The organism is Epibacterium ulvae (assembly GCF_018678075.1).
GTDB lineage: Bacteria > Pseudomonadota > Alphaproteobacteria > Rhodobacterales > Rhodobacteraceae > Epibacterium > Epibacterium ulvae_A.
This window is the reverse complement of record NZ_JAHHIR010000028.1, coordinates 38772-58427: the sequence shown is the minus strand read 5'-3', so window position 1 is coordinate 58427 and position 19656 is coordinate 38772. Positions and strand designations below refer to the sequence as shown.

At 57.8% G+C, this 19656-nt stretch carries 15 protein-coding genes; 7 read left to right on the top strand and 8 right to left on the bottom strand.

What is annotated here, in order from left to right:
• Positions 1 to 84: 84 nt before the first annotated feature.
• From ftsZ to KMP13_RS07360, 5 genes are all read left to right on the top strand, one after another.
• Entirely contained in the window at positions 85 to 1749 is a 1665-nt protein-coding gene (gene ftsZ, locus KMP13_RS07380) for a cell division protein FtsZ (RefSeq protein ID WP_215265207.1), read from the top strand.
• Between the two features lie 178 nt (positions 1750 to 1927).
• Positions 1928 to 2893, top strand: coding sequence for a UDP-3-O-acyl-N-acetylglucosamine deacetylase (gene lpxC, locus KMP13_RS07375; protein ID WP_215265206.1), 966 nt, complete (start codon positions 1928 to 1930; stop codon positions 2891 to 2893).
• Between the two features lie 252 nt (positions 2894 to 3145).
• Positions 3146 to 3997 (top strand): outer membrane protein assembly factor BamD, encoded by an 852-nt coding sequence (locus KMP13_RS07370; protein WP_215265205.1) that lies wholly within the window; start codon positions 3146 to 3148, stop codon positions 3995 to 3997.
• A 27-nt stretch (positions 3998 to 4024) separates the two neighbouring features.
• Complete coding sequence (gene recN, locus KMP13_RS07365; protein ID WP_215265204.1) at positions 4025 to 5677, top strand: DNA repair protein RecN; 1653 nt, start codon at positions 4025 to 4027, stop codon at positions 5675 to 5677.
• A gap of 168 nt (positions 5678 to 5845) precedes the next feature.
• On the top strand, positions 5846 to 7477 hold the full coding sequence (locus KMP13_RS07360) for a chloride channel protein (protein WP_435370345.1): 1632 nt from the start codon (positions 5846 to 5848) through the stop codon (positions 7475 to 7477).
• A 537-nt stretch (positions 7478 to 8014) separates the two neighbouring features.
• Here the strand turns inward: KMP13_RS07360 and KMP13_RS07355 are convergent.
• The 7 genes from KMP13_RS07355 to KMP13_RS07325 form a co-directional block, all read right to left on the bottom strand.
• Complete coding sequence (locus KMP13_RS07355; RefSeq protein WP_215265202.1) at positions 8015 to 8356, bottom strand: DUF427 domain-containing protein; 342 nt, start codon at positions 8354 to 8356, stop codon at positions 8015 to 8017.
• 64 nt (positions 8357 to 8420) lie between these two features.
• Positions 8421 to 10211: an aminopeptidase P family protein gene (locus KMP13_RS07350; protein ID WP_215265201.1), complete on the bottom strand. Its 1791-nt coding sequence runs from the start codon at positions 10209 to 10211 to the stop codon at positions 8421 to 8423.
• A gap of 346 nt (positions 10212 to 10557) precedes the next feature.
• Complete coding sequence (cobT, locus tag KMP13_RS07345) at positions 10558 to 12438, bottom strand: cobaltochelatase subunit CobT (RefSeq protein ID WP_215265200.1); 1881 nt, start codon at positions 12436 to 12438, stop codon at positions 10558 to 10560.
• Positions 12435 to 13136, bottom strand: a complete 702-nt coding sequence (locus KMP13_RS07340) for an aspartate/glutamate racemase family protein (protein WP_215265199.1) — start codon at positions 13134 to 13136, stop codon at positions 12435 to 12437. The genes cobT and KMP13_RS07340 overlap by 4 nt, the downstream gene beginning before the upstream one ends.
• A gap of 19 nt (positions 13137 to 13155) precedes the next feature.
• Positions 13156 to 14142, bottom strand: a complete 987-nt coding sequence (gene cobS / locus KMP13_RS07335; protein ID WP_215265198.1) for a cobaltochelatase subunit CobS — start codon at positions 14140 to 14142, stop codon at positions 13156 to 13158.
• Positions 14143 to 14355: 213 nt separating this feature from the next.
• Positions 14356 to 14967, bottom strand: a complete 612-nt coding sequence (locus KMP13_RS07330) for a methyltransferase family protein (protein ID WP_215265197.1) — start codon at positions 14965 to 14967, stop codon at positions 14356 to 14358.
• A 276-nt stretch (positions 14968 to 15243) separates the two neighbouring features.
• Positions 15244 to 15870 carry a DnaJ domain-containing protein gene (locus KMP13_RS07325; protein ID WP_215265196.1) on the bottom strand — a complete coding sequence of 209 codons (627 nt, stop codon included), beginning with the start codon at positions 15868 to 15870 and terminating at the stop codon, positions 15244 to 15246.
• A gap of 107 nt (positions 15871 to 15977) precedes the next feature.
• Here KMP13_RS07325 and KMP13_RS07320 point away from each other — a divergent pair, with 107 nt between their 5' ends.
• The gene (locus tag KMP13_RS07320) at positions 15978 to 16232 is read left to right on the top strand and encodes a BolA family protein (RefSeq protein ID WP_215265195.1); all 255 of its coding nucleotides are present in this window, start codon (positions 15978 to 15980) and stop codon (positions 16230 to 16232) included.
• Between the two features lie 40 nt (positions 16233 to 16272).
• On the opposite strand, the gene KMP13_RS07315 is transcribed toward KMP13_RS07320, so the two are convergent.
• The gene (locus tag KMP13_RS07315) at positions 16273 to 16803 is read right to left on the bottom strand and encodes a DUF4177 domain-containing protein (RefSeq protein ID WP_215265193.1); all 531 of its coding nucleotides are present in this window, start codon (positions 16801 to 16803) and stop codon (positions 16273 to 16275) included.
• Between the two features lie 391 nt (positions 16804 to 17194).
• On the opposite strand from KMP13_RS07315, the gene KMP13_RS07310 reads away from it, so the two are divergent.
• Positions 17195 to 19531, top strand: a complete 2337-nt coding sequence (locus tag KMP13_RS07310; RefSeq protein WP_215265192.1) for a methyl-accepting chemotaxis protein — start codon at positions 17195 to 17197, stop codon at positions 19529 to 19531.
• Positions 19532 to 19656: the final 125 nt, after the last annotated feature.

Genomic DNA, 19656 nt, shown 5'->3' with positions numbered 1-19656 from the left:
GTCACCTGTCGTTGGGTAGACTTGATTTAATTTAGGACAGGAAAAGCCCTTTGCGGGAGGGCTAAAAACACAGGCGGATAGATCATGGCTTTGAACCTTTCGATGCCCGGACAAGAAGAACTGCGGCCGCGGATCACGGTGTTTGGTGTCGGCGGGGCCGGCGGCAATGCTGTGAATAATATGATTGCCAAGGAGCTGGATGGCGTCGAATTCGTCGTTGCCAATACAGACGCACAGGCGCTGCAACAAAGTTCAGCCAAAAGCCGTGTGCAGCTTGGTGTCAAAGTCACCGAAGGTCTTGGTGCCGGCGCGCGCCCCTCGGTTGGCTCAGCCGCAGCTGAAGAAAGCATTGAACAGATTGTCGACCATCTGGCGGGGGCGCATATGTGCTTTATCACCGCTGGTATGGGCGGTGGCACCGGAACCGGGGCGGCCCCAATCATCGCGCAAGCCGCGCGTGAGCTGGGTGTCTTGACCGTTGGTGTTGTGACCAAACCCTTCCAATTCGAAGGCGGCAAACGTATGCGCCAGGCCGAAGAGGGTGTGGAATCGCTGCAAAAAGTTGTCGACACGCTGATCATCATTCCGAACCAGAACCTGTTCCGTCTGGCGAATGAAAAGACCACCTTTACCGAAGCCTTCTCGATGGCGGACGATGTTCTTTATCAGGGTGTCAAAGGCGTCACCGATCTGATGGTACGTCCAGGTCTGATCAACCTCGACTTTGCTGACGTTCGTGCCGTGATGGACGAAATGGGCAAAGCGATGATGGGCACCGGCGAGGGCGAAGGCGAAGATCGCGCGGTTCAGGCGGCCGAAAAGGCCATCGCGAACCCGCTGTTGGACGAGATTTCGCTGCGCGGTGCAAAAGGCGTTCTGATCAACATCACCGGCAGTCACGACCTTACCCTATTCGAACTGGACGAAGCCGCCAACCGCATCCGCGAGGAAGTGGACCCAGAGGCAAACATCATCGTCGGCTCTACTCTGGACACAGAGATGGACGGCAAGATGCGCGTCTCTGTCGTGGCAACCGGTATCGACGCCACGGATGTGAACACCGACATGCCGGTGCCGCGTCGCCCGATGTCAGCACCATTGACGCAAACCGTATCGGTCGAAGCCAAAGCTTCTGAAGCAGCGCCGCTTGAGCTGAACAACGTAGCAACCCGTGGCGAAGAGCCCGTCGCACAGCCGCAAGAGCCGTCCTTGTTTGAAGGCATGGAGCCCGCCGCAAGCGCAGAGCCCGAGCCGCAAGTGATCGAACATGCCGAACCCATGGGCGACGACGGCTTGCCGCCGCCTGCCTATCGTCCGGCTGTGTCCGACTTCCAGCCGCAGCCCGATACCATGCAAGAAACCACCCCTGGTTTTGTTGCGCCCAAGGCACCTGCGCCCGGCACCCCGTCGCCAGAAGCGTTGCAACGCCTTCAAGCCGCAGCAGCTGCCGCGCAGCCCCAACAGCGTATGACCCCGCAAGTGAAGCAGCCTGCTGCCGCGCCGCAGTCGGAGCCCGCGCCACAACAGGACGCCGCTGAACAGCGTCGTTTTGGGTTGAACTCGCTGATCCACCGGATGACCAACAATAGCCAGCCGGATCACGGTCAAAACGCCCCGATGCGCCAGCAACCGCCGGTGCAACAGGCAGCCGCACCGCAGGCCGCTCCGGCGCCGCAACCGCAGCGTCAAGGTGACCCGGATCAAGAACGCATCGAAATTCCAGCGTTTCTCCGCCGTCAGGCAAACTAAATATTTCAGATGTTACCGATTGAAAGGCCGCCGAAAGGCGGCTTTTCCGTTTTGAAACAAGTAATTAACTTAGCGTGAGCGGGGATCTGCCTATTTCTTTCACTCGTGTTTCAATCCGTTACAAAGATTGAATTGTGACTTTTCTGCGAAACTCTTAACTCTTTTGAACAGGCGATCTATGCGATCGTTGCAACGAACGAGGCACAGTGTGCAAAATACGCTTAAAGCATCGGTGACTTTCGACGGCGTTGGCCTTCATTCAGGTGAACCTGTTCGTATGAAACTCATCCCGGCACCTGCGGGGCATGGGATCGTTTTTAAACGCACTGATATCGCTTTGGGTAACACTGTTGTTCCGGCCATCTGGAACCTTGTTGAACGTTCGCCTCTGTGTACGCGCCTTGTCAATGCAGCACAGGTCTCCGTCTCCACCGTTGAACATATCATGGCCGCGCTTGCGGGCTGTGGGGTCCACAACGCTCTGATCGAGCTTGACGGTCCCGAAGTTCCGATCATGGACGGCTCGTCTGCGCATTTTGTACGCGGCATCATGCAACATGGTGTGGCACGTCAAACCCAGCCGATCACCGCCTATCGCGTGAAAAAAGAAGTCAGCGTCACCAACGCCGAAGGCGCGCGGGCCACGCTGAAACCTATGGATCGGTTGAAGATCGAATTCCATATCGATTTTGCAGATCGAGCCATCGGTCAACAAACCCGCAGCATGGACATGCGCAACGGGGCCTTTGCCCGTGAGCTTTGTGAATGTCGGACCTTCTGCCGTCGCTCTGACGTGGATGCGATGCAGGCCGCTGGTCTTGCTCTGGGTGGTGTGCCCGGTGAAAATGCCGTTGTCTTTGATGGCACGTCTGTCGAAAGCGGTGGTGGTCTGCGCCACTCTGATGAACCGGTGCGCCACAAGATGCTGGATGCCTTGGGCGATCTGGCGCTGGCGGGTGGTCCAATCTTTGGCCACTACATTGGCGATCGTGCGGGCCATTCGCTGACAAACACGCTTCTGCGAGCTCTGTTTGATACGCCCGGTGCAGTTGAGCAAGTTCTCTGCGATCCGATCATGATTGCACGCCTTCCGGGCCAAGGGCTGGTGTGGGACGAAATCCCGCAACAACGCCGCGTCGCCTGAAACGCGTGTCGTTCTAAGTACAATTGAAAAACCGATTGGCCCGCCACGCGGGCCTTTTTCTTGCGTCACATGTTTCGTATGACAAAAGGGGACAAAGGTCGCGTTCTCTTGACCAGCATACCCTTGACCAAACGGCATATTCCGGGCCAAGTGAACGGGATAGGGGCGAAAGGCATTTTGTCCCACAAATGATTGTGCTAGACCCTGCACGGTGGGGTGCGCCCCGGTTGGAATGACGACGAGGTTAGACATATGTTCGGCATCAGAGCGGCCACAAAATTCGCGGGTTCAGTTCTTCTGGTGGCGGTCCTAGCTGGCTGCGGCGGCGCAGACGGGGACGCGGCGGTACGTTCGGAAAACCTCGAAATCTTCACGCCTCAGCAGATCTTTGAGCGCGGTGAATTCGAGCTGGCGCGTAAGCGCAACAAGGATGCGGCTTACTTCTTTTCCGAGGTTGAGCGTCTCTATCCCTATTCCGATTGGGCCCGTCAGGCCCTGATTATGCAGGCCTTTACCTTTCACGGTGGGCAAGACTACGAAAGCAGCCGCGGTGCGGCGCAGCGGTTTATCGACTTCTATCCTGCCGATGACGACGCGGCCTATGCGCAATATTTGCTGGCGCTCAGCTATTATGACCAGATCGACGAGATCGGCCGCGACCAGGGTCTGACATTTCAGGCTTTGCAGGCATTGCGGACAGTGATCGAGGTTTATCCAGACAGCGAATACGCCAGCTCTGCGATTCTGAAATTCGACCTGGCCTTTGACCACCTCGCGGCCAAGGAAATGGAAATCGGACGCTACTATCTGCGCCAGGGGCACTTCACCTCGGCGATCAACCGCTTCCGCGTGGTTGTTGAAGATTTCCAAACCACATCCCACACCGCCGAAGCGCTGCACCGTCTGGTCGAGGCCTACCTTTCGCTCGGCCTGACTGATGAGGCGCAAACCGCCGGTGCGGTACTCGGTCATAACTACCAATCGACTGAGTGGTACGAGGACAGCTTCAAACTGCTCACCTCCAACGGGCTCAAGCTCAAAGACCGCGGTGGCAACTGGTTGAGCCAGATCTATCGCCAATCGGTCAAAGGGGAATGGTTGTAACCGCTGGTACAGGAATAGGGCGGGGCCATGCTTCGAGCACTTGAAATCCGAGACATGTTGATCATTGATCACCTGGAGCTGCAGTTTCAGCCCGGGCTCAATGTTTTGACCGGTGAAACGGGTGCAGGGAAGTCTATCCTTTTGGATTCGCTGGGTTTTGTTTTGGGCTGGCGCGGTCGGTCGGAACTGGTCCGGCAGGGTGCCAAACAGGGTGAAGTGCTCGCAGAATTTGATCTACCCGACAATCACCCAGCCCATGCGGTTCTGGAAGAAGCGGGCCTGCCGGTCAGTGACGAGCTGTTGCTGCGCCGCGTGAATACGGCCGATGGGCGCAAGACCGCTTGGGTCAATGATCGCCGCTGTTCTGGCGACGTTTTGCGCGCTTTGTCGGCGACACTTCTGGAACTTCATGGCCAACACGATGATCGGGGCCTGCTGAACCCGCGTGGCCACCGGGGTATGTTGGATGACTTTGCCAAGGCAGACACGCTGTTGGCCAAGACCCGCAAAACCTGGGCAGCGGCGTCATCCGCGCGCAAGGCCGTCGACGCCACACGCGCCACGCTGGAAGCCGCCCGCGCCGAAGAAGAATTTCTGCGCCATGCGGTCGCTGAGCTGGACAAACTGGCGCCAGAACCGGGGGAGGAAGAAACCCTCGATATCCGTCGTCGTCAGATGCAGAACGCTGAGAAAATTCGCGGCGACATTGCGCGCGCCCATGGCTTGCTGACTGACGGTGCGGAACAGACAATGTCCGAGGCCTATCGTTGGCTCGAAAGCGTCAGCGGCGAGGGGGCCGATGATCTGGCCGAACCGTTGGCATCCTTGGATCGCGCGATGGCTGAACTCGGCGATGCGGAATCCGCCGTAGGCCGTATTCTGAACAACCTTGATTTTGACCCAACCGAGCTGGAGAGCTGTGAAGAACGTCTTTTTGCCATCCGTGCCTTGGCGCGCAAACATGACGTGCTGCCGGATGAGCTTGCGACCTATGCTGATCGTTTGCGCGAAAAGCTGGCTGCGTTGGATGCCGGGGATCAGAACCTGGAAGAGCAGGAACAGGCGCTGAGGACGGCACAAGCGGCTTTTGACACGGCCGCAGAAAAGCTCAGCGCTGCTCGCTGCAAACATGCGGCCAAGCTGGATAGGGCGGTCATGGCAGAGCTTTCCCCGCTCAAGATGGAACGCGCGGTGTTCCAGACCGAAATCACGCCCGCAGAGCCGAGCGCTGAGGGTATCGATAGCGTCGCTTTTACCGTGGCCACCAACCCCGGCGCCCCATCCGGTCCGCTGAACAAAATCGCATCGGGCGGTGAACTCAGCCGGTTCCTGCTCGCGCTCAAAGTCTGTCTGCGCGGCGAAGACGCCAGCAAAACGCTGATCTTTGATGAGATCGACCGCGGTGTCGGTGGCGCAACCGCTGATGCGGTTGGACGTCGCCTGCGGGCGCTTGCCGATGGCAGTCAAGTTCTGGTGGTCACCCACTCACCGCAGGTTGCCGCCCAAGGGGCTCATCACTGGCGGGTGCAAAAACGGGTCACAAACGGCATTACCCTGTCGCAGGTGGTGCCGCTCCCCGATGATGCACGCGTGGATGAGATCGCACGCATGGTCGCTGGCGACACGATCACGGATGAGGCGCGCGGCGCGGCCAAAGCTCTGCTCCTGCAGGAGAGCTGAACGTGCCCCCCCTCTGTCACCTCGAAACTTCGGAAAAAAAAGCAGATTTTTACGATGTGTTAGAGGTGCTCTGGTTGACAGTGAAGGCCAATACACAACGCACTGTCTCATATGCTCCGTTCCATTAACGCGATCCTTCATACCCTCTATCGGGACTGGCGCTCGTCCATGCGCTCCTCATGGCGCGTTTTGCGTCAACGGGGGCCTAGCCAGTTCCAGTTCTGGTTGATCGCGCTGGTCATCGGGATTTCGGCGGGCGCTGCGGCCTTGTTCTTTCGCAAGGCAATCAACGGGCTGCAAGCCTGGGCTTATGGGGCCGAGGACGTGGATTTCATCCATTCCTTTGCCGATGGTCTGCCCTGGTACATGCTCTTGTTGATCCCGACTTGTGGCGGTCTGATCGTGGGGATCGTGCTGCATCATTTCACGCCCGACGCGCGGGTGCGGTCGGTGGCGGATGTGATCGAAGGGGCCGCATTGCACGACGGTCGGGTAGAGCGGCGGGCTGGCCTTGCCTCCGCTTTTGCGTCGCTTGTCACACTCAGCACCGGTGGGTCTTCGGGGCGAGAGGGGCCGGTGGTGCATCTGGCCGGTGTCATCTCCACCTGGGTTAGCAATTGGATCCGTGCGGATGCGATCACCGGGCGTGACCTTCTGGGCTGCGCTGTGGCGGGGGCTGTGTCGGCCAGCTTCAACGCGCCCATCGCTGGGGCGCTATTCGCGCTTGAGGTTGTGCTGCGCCATTTCGCGGTGCACGCTTTTGCCCCCATCGTCATCGCCTCGGTTGCGGGCACCGTGATCAACCGTCTGGAGTTCGGCAATGTTGCCGAATTCGACCTGGTCACACCGGGAGAGCTGCAGTTCTATGTGGAGCTGCCCGCGTTTCTATTGCTGGGCGCAGTGTGCGGCGTTGTGGCCGTGGTCCTGATGCGGTCGATTTTCTTTACCGAGCAGTTGGTCAATACCATTCAGGACGCATCCGGCCTGCCGCGTTGGCTACGTCCAGCGATCTGTGGGGCCTTGCTGGGCTTCATCGCGATCTGGTTCCCGCATATTATCGGCGTCGGCTATGAGACCACCGCGCTTGCCCTGATGGGGCAGTTGACGGTGCAGCAATGTATTCTGTTTGTGATCATCAAGACCGCAGCTGTCGCCATAACTATGGGCGGGCGCATGGGCGGCGGCGTCTTTTCACCTGCCTTGATGATTGGTGCACTCACGGGGTTGGCTTTTGGCTGGATTGCCACCAGTATATTGCCCGAGGTCTCCGGCGTTCATACGCTTTATGCCTTTGCCGGCATGGGGGCCGTTGCCGCCGCCGTTTTGGGCGCGCCGATTTCCACCACGTTGATCGTGTTTGAGCTGACCGGCGATTGGCAGATTGGCCTTGCGGTGATGGTTGCTATCTCGGTCTCCACCGCCTTTGCGTCGCAAGTCGTGGATCGCTCGTTCTTTCTCACCCAGTTGGAAAATCGCGGGATCCACTGCGCGGCGGGCCCACAGGACTATGTTCTGGCGCTCCAGAATTGCGGAGGCTTGATGCGCCCCATGGGTGATCCGCGCGGCCCGTCAGAGGCGCTGTGCCGCACCTTGATGGCGGATGGCGTGCTGCTGCCCGTCACCGCCACCCTGGACAGTGCCATGCCCTTGTTTGATCGGGACCAGGATCTGGAATACATCCCGATCATGGATGCAGGTGCGGATGGCACCCCCGAATTGTTGGGGGCACTGTTCCATATCGATGCGCTCAAAGCCTATAATTCCGCCCTCGCAGCTGCTGCCGCAGAAGAACACAGCTGATTTGCGCCGGTCTGGTGGGGTGCGATCAGCGGAAAAACACCCACATCACGCGCGATCACAATCTGTGATCTTTTTGCATCGCACACTGGTTAAATGTTTCTTTCATTTGATCTGGAGACGTTAACCAAGAAAAATAATTGTGAACGAGCAGTTAATCACAATTTTGCGGAAAACAGCGAAATGTGCCCACAAGACGTAAATCCCAAACGGGTTGAAATAAAAAGAGCAAACGCAGATAGTGACCATGCCCGTAGGGCTTTGGATTCACTCATAGATTTTGCAATTGAATGCGCGATGGAGTTTCATCAGCCATCGTCAGATGATCGTGTTTCGTCCGTTAAACGCGATTTATGTTGTAAGACTTATTGAAACAACCAGCTCACAAATTCGCGCGGATCATGCCTGAACCGCTCGCAGATTTGTTAAATTTCGTTAATGCACGGTCTGCGTTGAGTTGAAAACCTGCGTTGGTTGCATGAAAAAAGCGCAGCTCCCAAGGAGTGCGCTTTTGCTTGAACAGGTCATGTGGGCCGAGGTTCAGACCATTTCGACCTTCAGACTTTCGATCTTGGCAAAGGCAACATAGTCCTTTACGTCCGCCAAAGCCGGCGTTGGTGCCTTGAATGACCAGGCTGCGTCCCGCGTGGTGGAGGACAGGTTGACGATGTCGAAATAGGTCGCCGTGCCTTTGTCCGCGTCTTCCACGGTTTTGCCGTTCTCATCCAACATCGCCATAGCAATGTCATCGCGGGGGAAGAAATGTACAGGAGCAGACTCGCCTTCGGTCAGTTCCAGAACCCGTGTGCTCTCCCCCAGAACAGCGCCCCCGGAGCGTACAACCCAGGTGCCTTCGATCTTGCGAATGCGGATATCGCTCATGTTTTGATCCCTCAATCGTTCAGAGTGTTACAGGCTTGTGCCCGTTGATTGTAACAGGAAGGTTTCAAACTTCCTGCGTCGCTTCGGCCAGCCATGCTTTTGCATGCGGTGTCAGATACGGCGCAAGCTTTTCTGCGACCTCGGAATGGTAGGTGTTCAACCAGTCCTTTTCATCTGTGCTCAACATATCTGCGACAATCAATCGTCGGTCTATCGGAGCATAGGTCAGAGTGCGCCATGACAGAAAGTCGCGCTCTGCATCACCGCCTGGCAGGGCAGTGGCCTTCTCTACCACCACCAGGTTCTCAATGCGAATACCAAATGCGCCTTCGCGGTAATAACCCGGCTCATTCGACAGGATCATCCCCTCTTGTAACGCAACGTCACTGGTGCGGCTTAGGCGTTGCGGGCCCTCATGGACACTGAGATAGGCACCAACCCCGTGGCCGAGACCATGGTTGAAGTCCTGCTCGGCCAACCACAAGGGCATGCGCCCGACGCATTCGATGTCTCGCCCGGCCAGTCCTCGCGGCCAACGCAGGCGCGACATGGCGATCATGCCCTGAAGGACGCGGGTGAAACAGGCACCTTCCTCTGCGCCCGGGGTGCCAATGGCAATGGTGCGGGTGATATCGGTGGTGCCATCCAGATACTGACCGCCACTGTCCAACACCAGAAGTTGCCCGTCTTCCAGCGTGGCGTTGGTCTCTTCGGTCACGCGGTAGTGCATGATCGCGCCATTGGGCCCGGTGCCTGCAATGGTGTCAAAGCTGATTTCACGCAAGGCGGGATCGAGACGGCGCAACTCTTCGAGGTGTTTGACGATGTCGATTTCCGTGCAGCTGTCCGGCGCTTGTGTGTCGAGCCAAGCCAACAGTTCAACCACTGCAGCCCCATCGCGCAGATGCGCTGCAGCGCTGCCTTCGACCTCGGCCGTGTTCTTGATCGCTTTGGGCAGGGCACAGAGATCGACGCCGGCCTGCATCCGTGTCCCCAGGCGGTCGGCGACGATCTGAGGCACGGTAGCCTTGTCGACCAGAACCGATCCGTTCAAACCGCCGATGAAATCCAGAAACTCGGATGGCGCGTGTTGGGTGACATCGCGGCCCAGGTCCACGTCGGACTGCGCCAACTTGTCCGCTTCGATAAAAAGGTCCACGCGACCGGTGTCATGCAACACGGCAAAGCACAGCGCCACTGGATGATGGGCGACATCAGAGCCACGGATATTCAGCAGCCACATGATGCTGTCCGGCAGGGTCAAGACGGCTGCGGACTGGCCTGCGGATTTAAGGCTCGCGGACAGACGCTGCGTTTTCTGCGCAACGGTTTCGCCTGCTTGGCTGTCCGGATGTAAAGTCACGGGCTGCGAAGGTGCGGCGGGTTGATCGTCCCAGATCAGATCAACCAGGTTTTCGCTCTGTCGGAGGTGAATGTCGTGGTCGCTAAGTGCCTGTTCCAGCTGTGCGATCTGTCCGGCGGAATAATGCCAGGGATCAAACCCGATTGTGCCACCTTGGGGGAGTTGTTCTATCAGCCATTCAGCAAGCGACACTTCGGGCCAGGGGACCGGGGTGAAATCGAGCGCAACCTGTTGTTTGACTTGCGAGCGGTAGCGTCCATCGATGAAAACGCCGGCGCTGTTGCGGAGAGCGGCACAAAAGCCGGCTGATCCGGTGAAGCCCGTGACCCACGCCAAACGCTCGTCCCGTTCAGAGACATACTCTCCCTGATGGGCGTCAGCGCGCGGGATCAGGAACCCGTCGAGTTCCACGCGCTCCAATTCACGGCGCAGTTTTTGCAAGCGTGGTGGTCCCTGTTCGGGGCGGGCTGTCACGTCAAAGCTCTGATACATGCAATAGGCTCCTGTCCTGGAAAATCGGCCAAATCAGCGCCTCAAGTGAGGCAGGCATTCCTGGTCCAAAAGTTGTTCCATGTTGTCTAAAAAGGCGCAAGTCGCAGATAACGGTGAGCTGCAGAAAACAGAGGCTCCCGCCCGGTTTTGTACATCAAAGAGATGCCCAAAACCCGTTGGGCATAGCGCCGCGCTGATGCGCGGCGCGGGCTATGTGGCGAAGGTGGCGTAGACCAACATGCCGCGCGTCAGCGCGGCCCGGCCCAACACTTGGTTTTGCATCTGTGATGCAAGTATCCAAGGGGCGGGAGCGATTGTTTGTTTTGGGACAGAAAGCTTCTGCCGCTCAGCTTGCTTTGCGGATGCCCATCACACGTGCGCGGGCGCGGGGATCGCTGTCGAACAATGCCGCCAGCTGTTCGGTCATCGCACCGGCCAGTTGTTCCACATCCGTGATGGTCACGGCGCGGTCATAGTAGCGCGTCACGTCATGCCCGATCCCGATTGCAAGCAGCTCCACCTGACGGCGGCGTTCTACCATGGCGATCACATCCCGTAGGTGTTTTTCCAGGTAATTTGCAGGGTTCACCGATAGGGTTGAATCATCCACCGGTGCCCCGTCCGAGATCACCATCAGGATCTTACGCGCCTCAGGACGGCCCACCATGCGACGGTGCGCCCATTCCAGCGCCTCGCCGTCGATGTTTTCCTTCAGCAGGCCCTCTTTCATCATCAGGCCCAGATTGGCGCGCGTCCGTCGCATAGGGGCGTCCGCAGACTTATAGATGATGTGGCGCAGATCGTTCAAACGGCCAGGCTGCTGTGGGCGTCCATCGTTCAACCACGCCTCACGCGCTTGGCCACCTTTCCAGGCGCGGGTGGTAAAGCCGAGGACTTCGACCTTCACATTGCACCGTTCCAGTGTCCGCGCCAGAACATCGGCGCAGATCGCTGCGATCGAAATGGGACGGCCCCGCATCGAGCCGGAATTGTCCAGCAAAAGCGTCACCACAGTATCGCGGAACTCAGTGTCATGTTCGATCTTGAAGGACAGCGGCGTTGTGGGGTTGGCCACAACCCGTGCCAGGCGGCCTGCGTCCAGAATGCCTTCTTCCAGGTCAAACTCCCATGAACGGTTTTGCTGCGCTTGCAGGCGGCGTTGCAGTTTGTTGGCCAGGCGGCTCACCGCGCCCTTCAGTGGCTCCAGCTGTTGGTCCAGGTAGGCGCGCAGGCGTTCCAGTTCTTGTGGTTCGGCCAGATCCTCTGCTGCGATCTCTTCGTCATGGGTCTCAAGGAAGACTTTGTAGTCGGGATCAGCCTCGGACACCGGCGGAGGCGGCGGCGGGTCAAGCGGGGCTTCCCCTTCCGGCATCTCGGTCTCTTCCGTCATCTCCTCATCGGCGATGTCGTCCATATTGACTTGCGCCTGACTTTCGTCCTGCTGCTGTTCCTGCGCCTGTTCGGGAGAGGCGTCGGTGTCGTCCTGCTCCTCTTCGTCCTGACCGCTGGAATCGGGGTCTTCCTGATCGTCGGTGTCGTCGTCCTCGGCGTCGAGATCTTCGTCGTCGCTCAGCTCATCGGGATCATCGCCCAGCTGGTCGCCATAGCCCAGATCATCGATCATCCGGCGCGCAAATTTGGCAAAGGCGGATTGGTCGGCCAGAGTCTCGTCCAGGTTTTCCAATGTCTCACCGGCTTGGGATTCGATGAACCCGCGCCACAACTCCATGACGTTTTCAGCCGCTGCGGGCAGAGGGCGGCCGGTGGCCAGATGACGGATCAGATAACCGGCAGAGACCGCCAATGGCGCTTCAGCGGAGGTTTTTACCTGATCATAACCACGGCGCAGCGCTTCATGGGTGATTTTGACGTCGATGTTTGAGGCGGTGCCGGGCATGTCACGCGCACCCATCGCTTCGCAGCGGGCAGTTTCCATCGCCTCATAGAGTTCACGCGCCATCTCTCCCGGAGGGGCATATTTCGCGTGCAGCTCATCATTGTGGTAGCGGCGCTTCAACGCCAGCGCATCAGCCGTGCCGCGTGCCAGCAGGACCTCATCGCGGGTCATGCGGCGTGAGACTTGCGGCAGGCGCATGGTGTCGCCCGACAGACCCGCCGGGTCGACGGTGTAATTGACCGAAAGCTCCGCATCATCAGCCATGACTTTGGTGGCCTCAGCCAGAGCTTTTTTGAACGGATCGGCCGGATTGTCGTTTGGTTTGCTCATGTCTTCATAGCCACTTCATCTAGACTTTTGCTGCCACATGCGAGATCGGCCAGAACCGCCACATGCACATCAAGCGCATCTATTACTGTATACCCCGGATCCTGTCCGTCAAAGGCTAGGTTCAGATCGGTCCCCGCCAGAACAATCGCATCCGCGCCGTGGTCCTGGATCATGCGTTTTCCCGCATCCAGCAACAGGGCACGTTGCTGGGGGTCGCATTGTCCGGCAACGGCCATCTCCTGATAGGTTTGGCCGAGGGTCTCGATCTCGTCATCCAGCGCCACGGCTTTGGTCTTGCTCAGTTGACCATAAAGCCTGCTGCGCATCACAACCCGCGTCCCCAACAGCCCAACTGTGCCGATGCCCTGCGCTGCAAAAGATGCATCCAGTGGATCCACGCCCGAGACAATGGGAAGTGAGGATTGAGCCGCCAACTCGTCGACGCAGAAATGCGCTCCAAGCGAGGTCAGCGCGACACAATCACATCCGGCACCTTTCAGATTGTCGATCTGGCGGGCAAAGATTTCTGCCTGCGGGATCCGGTCATCCGCGAGGTTGTTGCGGATCAGGGTTCGGATATCGCCGTGGCTGATGGTGAGATCAAGTTGCGCGCCCATTTTGTCTACCGCAGCGGTGAGCCGCTGGTAATAGACAATGGTCGCCGCAACGCCAATCCCGCCAATCAGGCCAATATGCATATCCGCTATCCTTTGTGTCTTATCCCAAGCTCACGCTTGCAGCACTTTCAGGTAGTTCTTCGTCAAAACAACGCTGGTAGAATTCCGCCACGGTCTGGCGTTCCAGCTCATCACATTTGTTGAGGAAAGACAGGCGGAAGGCATAGCCCACGTCGCGGAAGATCTCGGCGTTTTGGGCCCAGTTGATCACGGTCCGTGGTGACATGACGGTCGACAGATCACCGTTCATAAACGCGGTCCGGGTCAGGTCGGCAACGGTGACCATCTGGCTGATCTTCTTGCGGCCTTCGGCGGTGTTGTAATGGGGCGCTTTGGACAGAACGATATTGGTTTCCGCGTCGATGCTTAGGTAGTTCAGCGTCGCCACCAAAGACCAACGGTCCATCTGCGCTTGGTTGATCTGCTGGGTGCCGTGATACAGACCGGTGGTGTCGCCCAGACCGACGGTGTTTGCGGTGGCAAACAGGCGGAAGTTGGCGTTTGGCGTGATGATTTCGTTCTGGTCCAGCAGGGTCAGTTTACCGTCTGTTTCCAGAACACGCTGGATCACAAACATCACGTCCGCGCGGCCCGCATCATATTCATCAAACACGATTGCAACCGGGTTGCGTAGCGCCCAGGGCAGGATGCCTTCGTGGAATTCGGTGACCTGTTTGCCATCGCGCAGTTTGATCGCGTCCTTACCGATCAGATCGATCCGGCTGATGTGGCTGTCGAGGTTCACACGCACCGACGGCCAGTTCAGGCGCGAGGCAACCTGTTCGATGTGGGTGGATTTACCCGTGCCGTGGTAACCTTGGATCATCACACGGCGGTTGTGGCTGAACCCTGCAAGGATCGCCAGCGTAGTGTCTGGGTCAAATTTATAAGTCGGGTCCAGTTCGGGAACACGGCTTGAGCGTTCGGCAAAGCCTTTTACGGTCATATCCGTATCGATGCCAAATACATCGCGTACCGAAATTGTTTCAGTCGGTTTTGCGTTGATGTCCAGAAATCCGTCGCTCATTGCCGTCGTCCTTATTCTCGTTCCCCCTCCTAGAGGGCAGATCATTTCTCGCCGATTGGTGCCCGATCTGGACGCCAAGGGCAAGAGGATCGAACGTCCCAGTACAATTCAATTGGGATTTCTTGAGCGTGACGTATCTTACGCGGCATTCAGGGCCGTGCGTCAGGCGGGAAACGAACGGCGCACGGGTATAATTGCTCAGTATTTATACGTCTAAAGCGCCGCTTTGATCTGTTGATGCACACGCTCCAGGCTGCGTTCGTCAACGAACCGTGGGGTGGATTTCATATAGTCGACAAAGGCGCGATCGTAACCGAGCAGCAGCCAGCGTTCCTCGTTCAGAACAAACAGGAAGTAGAGCGCAAAGAGTGCAGTCGCAAAGCCCAGGGTAATCAGCGAGCCAGAGGTGATCCCCAAACCAACCGTCGCCAGAACCGAGGTCACATATTGCGGATTGCGGGAATAGGCATACATGCCGCCGGTCACCAGACCATCGCTTTCGCAATAGGTGTTGTCGAGGCCGAGGAATTTATATCCGCGCAGCGTAATGCCAAAAGCCACGATCATCACCGGCAGGCCAACCGCATAGCGGGCCCAATGGCCAAACCCGTTCACAAAGACTTCACAGACCGCAAAGACCACCGTCGCACCGCAAAAGACGCGAAAGATGCCAAAGGCCAGATGATGCCGCCAGCCTTCTGCCGCAGGCCACAGGCCCAGATCAGGACGTCGCAGGCTCAGCGTTAGATGCGCAGCAAGGGCCGCAGCCGCAACAATCGCGGTCCAAAGCGAGATGTGATGAAGGCTGTTAAAAAGATCGGTCATCGGTCCTGTCCACAGTCCCACCGGGGGCAGCCCAGTGTTTTGTTACGTCAACGGAGGCGGCGCAATCTGCACCTATCCCTCGCTGGTACCAATGGAGTGTAACAAAAAATCGGATGTTTTGAGACAGCAATGCTGCAGTTTACCCAAGGCACGTCGGGTTCAACAGTTTTGGGTCGTGCCGCATGCGCCGCGCCAAACCGGCACATGCATCAAAAACAACAAAGCCCCGATCCCAGGATCGGAGCTTGTCTGTGTGCCGTGAACGGGCCGCGTCGGTTACTTGAAAGAGCGGCTGTCTTTGACCTGATCCCAGGCCCACATGACCTCTTGAAGCTGTTCTTCCTGGCTGCGGTCGCCGCCGTTCATGTCGGGGTGCAGCACTTTGATCAGCTTCTTGTAGGCTTTGCGGATGTCAGCCTTGGTCCAATCATCCTTGGCCTCCAGCACCTCCAGCGCGCGCCGCTCGGTCGGGGGCAGGCGGCGTCCAACTGCGCCGCCGCTGCGGCCGGGGTTCTGCGTGGCATTGCCGCCCAGAACCTGATGCGGGTCCTCGATGCCCAGGCGGGCCCAGGCGCGCGCTTCCGGGTCACCCAGCGGCTTGGTCTCACGTTCCCAGACCTTGTCTTTGGAACGCTGCGCATTCAGCTCGGCCTCAGTGGTGCCTTCAAAGAAGTTCCACTTTTGATTGTACTCGCGGATGTGGTCCTGACAGAACCAGTAGAAATCATCCAACACATCGGGCGCCTTGGGCGCGCGGAACTTTCCTGCCAGCTCGCAGCTCGGATGATCGCATTGACGAACCGAGGTTTCCGAGGCACCAGACGCGCTGCGACGGCCCCGCGGGTTCTTCTTCTTGGAAGTGCTGACGGACATATCAAAACCGAAAGGATCTGACTTGCTCATGGGGGGTCACCTTCTGGACGCATCTATTCGACTCGGGATTGGCATTCTAATCTACGGTGCAGGAGATAGAAGGGGGGTAGAGGAATTTTTATGGAGATAAGCGGAAAATGAGCATGCGAGACGAAATCGAAAACCGGCTGCGCGCGGCCTTTGCCCCAAGCGAGCTTGAGGTGGTGGACGACAGTGACAGCCATCGTGGTCATGCAGGGCACGACGGACGCGGTGAAAGCCACTTTAACGTGCGTATTCGCGCCGAAAGCTTTGCCGCGCAAAACCGGGTGGCCCAACACCGCGCCATTCATAAAGCTCTCCGAGATGTGATGCCCAAAATCCACGCATTGGCGTTGGATGTGGGCGTCTAAAGCGCTGTCTAACCCATTGATCGCATGTGCGACTGGCGGGTCAGCTGTCGTCGTCGGTCCGCTGAGTCGCGCGCCGTTTCAACGCAGTGGTGAGGCCGGACACCGGGCTCACTTCTTCCACGCCATCGTCCTTGAGCATGCGCACAGCCCCCGGTCCCGGCACGGATGGCGCGGTCGGGGAAGCCTCAGGATCTCCGGCAAAAGCGATCTCATCTTCGTCAACCGACAACGGCGGCTCGGCAGGCAAATCCGGCTGGGTTTCTGCCCGCGGCGTTTCAACAACAGGCGCGGCAGGCGCTGGAACTGCCTCAGATGCCATCGCATTTTGGACGAGTTGCTCAATTGCGCGGCGAAACACCAACACATTGCGCCAGTTGGTGGTGGAGCTTGTCAGCCCCGACCGTTCCTCTGACGGCAACAATTCAGCCCGCAGATATTCCCACCCCTCGGCGGCCATTTCATTCAGGGTGATCTCCACCGAATTGGCAAAACGCGCCTCTGGCGTCTTTACCCCCCTGGCCTTGGTGCCTTTGGCGGGCGCGGGAACGACCTTGTATTCAAATGCGGACATCAAATTTCTCCTGGATCTTACCTTTGAGGTTTAGCGATTGCGCCGAGTGCGTCAACTCTCCTCTCATCCAGACGTAATTCACGTAGCTCCCCGTCGCGCATCAGTTGTGCACGACACCGGCATAGGTTTTGGTAAAATGCGCCCGTTTCGCCTGTTCCGCCGTTTGCAGGGCCTGACGGAGCAGTCCCTCAGCCTTTTGCACGAAGCATCGCGTGGAAACGGTGCCGTTACGGGGGAATACTTACCGTTTTGCGAAGATTTTCACCTTGCGAGGCGTGAATTGTTGATGAATTTGCGGTACAGCTCTTGGGGTGAGTTAGATTTAAACGAAACAACCCTAACGATATACTGAATTGAGTTGTTGTCAGTATGGTGTTCGGAAGGTTGCAGGATGTTCAAGTTACCCGATTGGAAACTCGCTTGGAAGTTACCACTCACAATAGCGATGCCATCGTTGTGTTTGGTCACCGCGCTTAGCGTTACACAGCTGCGACAAGCGTCGCATGCTATCGAAGAAGACCACCGCTCCGCTTATACCAGTTACGTACATGAAAAGGGCGCGGCGCTCGAACGCTGGCTCGACGATGCGCGGCGCGACGTGACCGCCCTTGCGGACAGTGTGGCGGTAACCTCGGCGGTTACGGATTTTTCCAACGGTTGGAGGATTCATGGAAATGATGCCTCCGCCGATCTGCGTCGTATGTATATCACCGACAATTCCAAACCGGCCGGCCAAAAGGATGAGCTGACAACAGCTCAGGACGGCTCCCTCTGGACACAGGCGCATGAACGCCACCATGTCGGGCTACGATCGTTTCAGCGCGCGCGTGGCTATAACGATGTGTTCCTTTTTGATACCGCCGGAAACCTTGTCTATTCGGTTGCCAAAGCAGATGACTTTGCCCTGAATTTCAACAACGGAAAATACGCCGACAGCGGTCTGGGCGAAGTGTTCAAATCCGGAAACCGGCTTGAGGCGGGGCAGATGCATGCGTCCGAGATCGTCGCCTATGAGGCAAGCGCGGGCGAACCGGTTATGTTCTTGTCCGCCCCCGTGTTTGTAAATGGACGCCGGGCTGGCGTTGTCGCGGTGCAATTGCCGCTTGAAACGATGCAGATCATCTTGTCCGAGTCCGAATTGCTGGGCGAAAGTGGTGAGATCTATTTGGTCAGCAGCAGTGGCAAGGCTCTGTCGAATTCGCGTCACGAAGGCGCCTATAAGGCCCTGGACAAGCTGCCGGATCTTGAGCAGATCAAATACGCATTGTCTGGTGAGGAAGTCTACACACCGTCGTCCGTTGGTGCGCACGGATCCATCGTGATTTCTGAGACCTATCACGTCGACTCTCTCTATGGCGAAAGCTGGGGGCTGGTGTTTGAGATTGACCGTGCAGAAGCGATGAAGTTCGTCGACCGCGCGACAATTTCCGGTATCATTGAAATGGCAGTGACCGGCTTTTTGCTCTGCTTCCTGGTCTGGTACTCCGTGCGACGGGTGATCAAACGGATCGGGCAACTTGCCTACGAGCTGGAACAGATCGCAGCACAAAACTACGACCAGGACATTGTGGGGCAGCATCGCACCGATGAAGTTGGTTTCATCTCCAAAACCATCGCCAATTTGCAGGTCCTCTTGAAAGAAGGTGCCGAGGCCCAGGCGCGCGAGGATATTGTTCAAAAAGACAACCGTCGCGTGGTCGAATTGCTGAGCGCGGCCCTGATGAGCCTGTCAGAAGGTGATTTCCGCAACAAAGTGTTGGAGTTCTTCCCGGTTGAGCACAAAAAGCTCCGCTACAGCATCAACGACGCTTTGATCGGCCTCAACGATGTTATCGTAACCGTGCGCGAAACGGCTCTGAACATCGACAAAGGCGCGACAGAGGTTGCAGGCGCGGCGGACACCTTGTCAGAACGCACGGAATCGCAAGCGGCCACGCTGGAACAAACGGTTGCGGCCTTGGAAGAAGTGACCACCAGCGTTCGTTTGGCGACTGAACATGTTGAGACGGTAGAAATAACCGTTGAAACCGCACGCAGCAAAGCCGAAGAAAGCGGCGGTGTTGTTTCTGAAACCATTGAAGCCATGACCGAGATTGAGGCGTCGTCGTCACAGATCGCACAGATCATCGGCGTGATCGACGACATCGCCTTCCAGACCAACCTGTTGGCGCTGAACGCCGGTGTGGAAGCCGCGCGTGCAGGTGAAGCAGGACGCGGGTTTGCCGTGGTTGCCTCGGAAGTGCGTGGTTTGGCGCAACGGTCCGCAGATGCGGCGCGGGAAATCAAAACCCTCATCGAATCCAGCGGTCAGCAGGTGAGCCGAGGGGTTGAAATGGTTGGCCGCACCGGCGAGGCACTGTCAGTGATTGTTGGCCAGGTTAAGGATATCTCTGGTCTGGTGCAGCAGATCGCACAGACGTCGCGTGAACAATCAACCGCCCTGTCCGAAATCAACACCGGTATCTCGCAGTTGGATCAGTTCACCCAACGCAACGCCGCCATGGTCGAGGAAAGCACTGCCGCGTCACACTTGCTGCGTGCAGATGTGAATAAACTCATTGGTCATGTCGACAAATTCAAAACCGCTGAACACTCGTCTGGTGCGCAGGCCGTGATCACGCAAGCGCCTCAGCCACCGGCCCTTGCGGCGCCCGCTGTGGATTTTGTGGAAGAAGACGACCACGTGGTTGCGATGGCTGCAAATGATGACAAATGGACCTCGTTCTGACCCGTCAATTGCGTAGCCAAGCGCGCTGATGTCAGGGGTGCACCTGTTGAACGAAAGCGTAGTGACCAGTCCTTAGAAACAAAATAAGCCCCCAATAAGGGGGCTTATCTGCGTTCAATGAGGGG

What these genes read in the sequence shown, in the direction of transcription:
- ftsZ (WP_215265207.1), top strand. Translation starts at nt 85, where the DNA reads ATGGCTTTGAACCTTTCGATGCCCGGACAAGAAGAACTGCGGCCGCGG.
- lpxC (WP_215265206.1), top strand. Translation starts at nt 1,928, where the DNA reads ATGCGATCGTTGCAACGAACGAGGCACAGTGTGCAAAATACGCTTAAA.
- KMP13_RS07370 (WP_215265205.1), top strand. Translation starts at nt 3,146, where the DNA reads ATGTTCGGCATCAGAGCGGCCACAAAATTCGCGGGTTCAGTTCTTCTG.
- recN (WP_215265204.1), top strand. Translation starts at nt 4,025, where the DNA reads ATGCTTCGAGCACTTGAAATCCGAGACATGTTGATCATTGATCACCTG.
- KMP13_RS07360 (WP_435370345.1), top strand. Translation starts at nt 5,846, where the DNA reads ATGCGCTCCTCATGGCGCGTTTTGCGTCAACGGGGGCCTAGCCAGTTC.
- KMP13_RS07355 (WP_215265202.1), bottom strand. Translation starts at nt 8,356, where the DNA reads ATGAGCGATATCCGCATTCGCAAGATCGAAGGCACCTGGGTTGTACGC.
- KMP13_RS07350 (WP_215265201.1), bottom strand. Translation starts at nt 10,211, where the DNA reads ATGTATCAGAGCTTTGACGTGACAGCCCGCCCCGAACAGGGACCACCA.
- cobT (WP_215265200.1), bottom strand. Translation starts at nt 12,438, where the DNA reads ATGAGCAAACCAAACGACAATCCGGCCGATCCGTTCAAAAAAGCTCTG.
- KMP13_RS07340 (WP_215265199.1), bottom strand. Translation starts at nt 13,136, where the DNA reads ATGCATATTGGCCTGATTGGCGGGATTGGCGTTGCGGCGACCATTGTC.
- cobS (WP_215265198.1), bottom strand. Translation starts at nt 14,142, where the DNA reads ATGAGCGACGGATTTCTGGACATCAACGCAAAACCGACTGAAACAATT.
- KMP13_RS07330 (WP_215265197.1), bottom strand. Translation starts at nt 14,967, where the DNA reads ATGACCGATCTTTTTAACAGCCTTCATCACATCTCGCTTTGGACCGCG.
- KMP13_RS07325 (WP_215265196.1), bottom strand. Translation starts at nt 15,870, where the DNA reads ATGAGCAAGTCAGATCCTTTCGGTTTTGATATGTCCGTCAGCACTTCC.
- KMP13_RS07320 (WP_215265195.1), top strand. Translation starts at nt 15,978, where the DNA reads ATGAGCATGCGAGACGAAATCGAAAACCGGCTGCGCGCGGCCTTTGCC.
- KMP13_RS07315 (WP_215265193.1), bottom strand. Translation starts at nt 16,803, where the DNA reads ATGTCCGCATTTGAATACAAGGTCGTTCCCGCGCCCGCCAAAGGCACC.
- KMP13_RS07310 (WP_215265192.1), top strand. Translation starts at nt 17,195, where the DNA reads ATGTTCAAGTTACCCGATTGGAAACTCGCTTGGAAGTTACCACTCACA.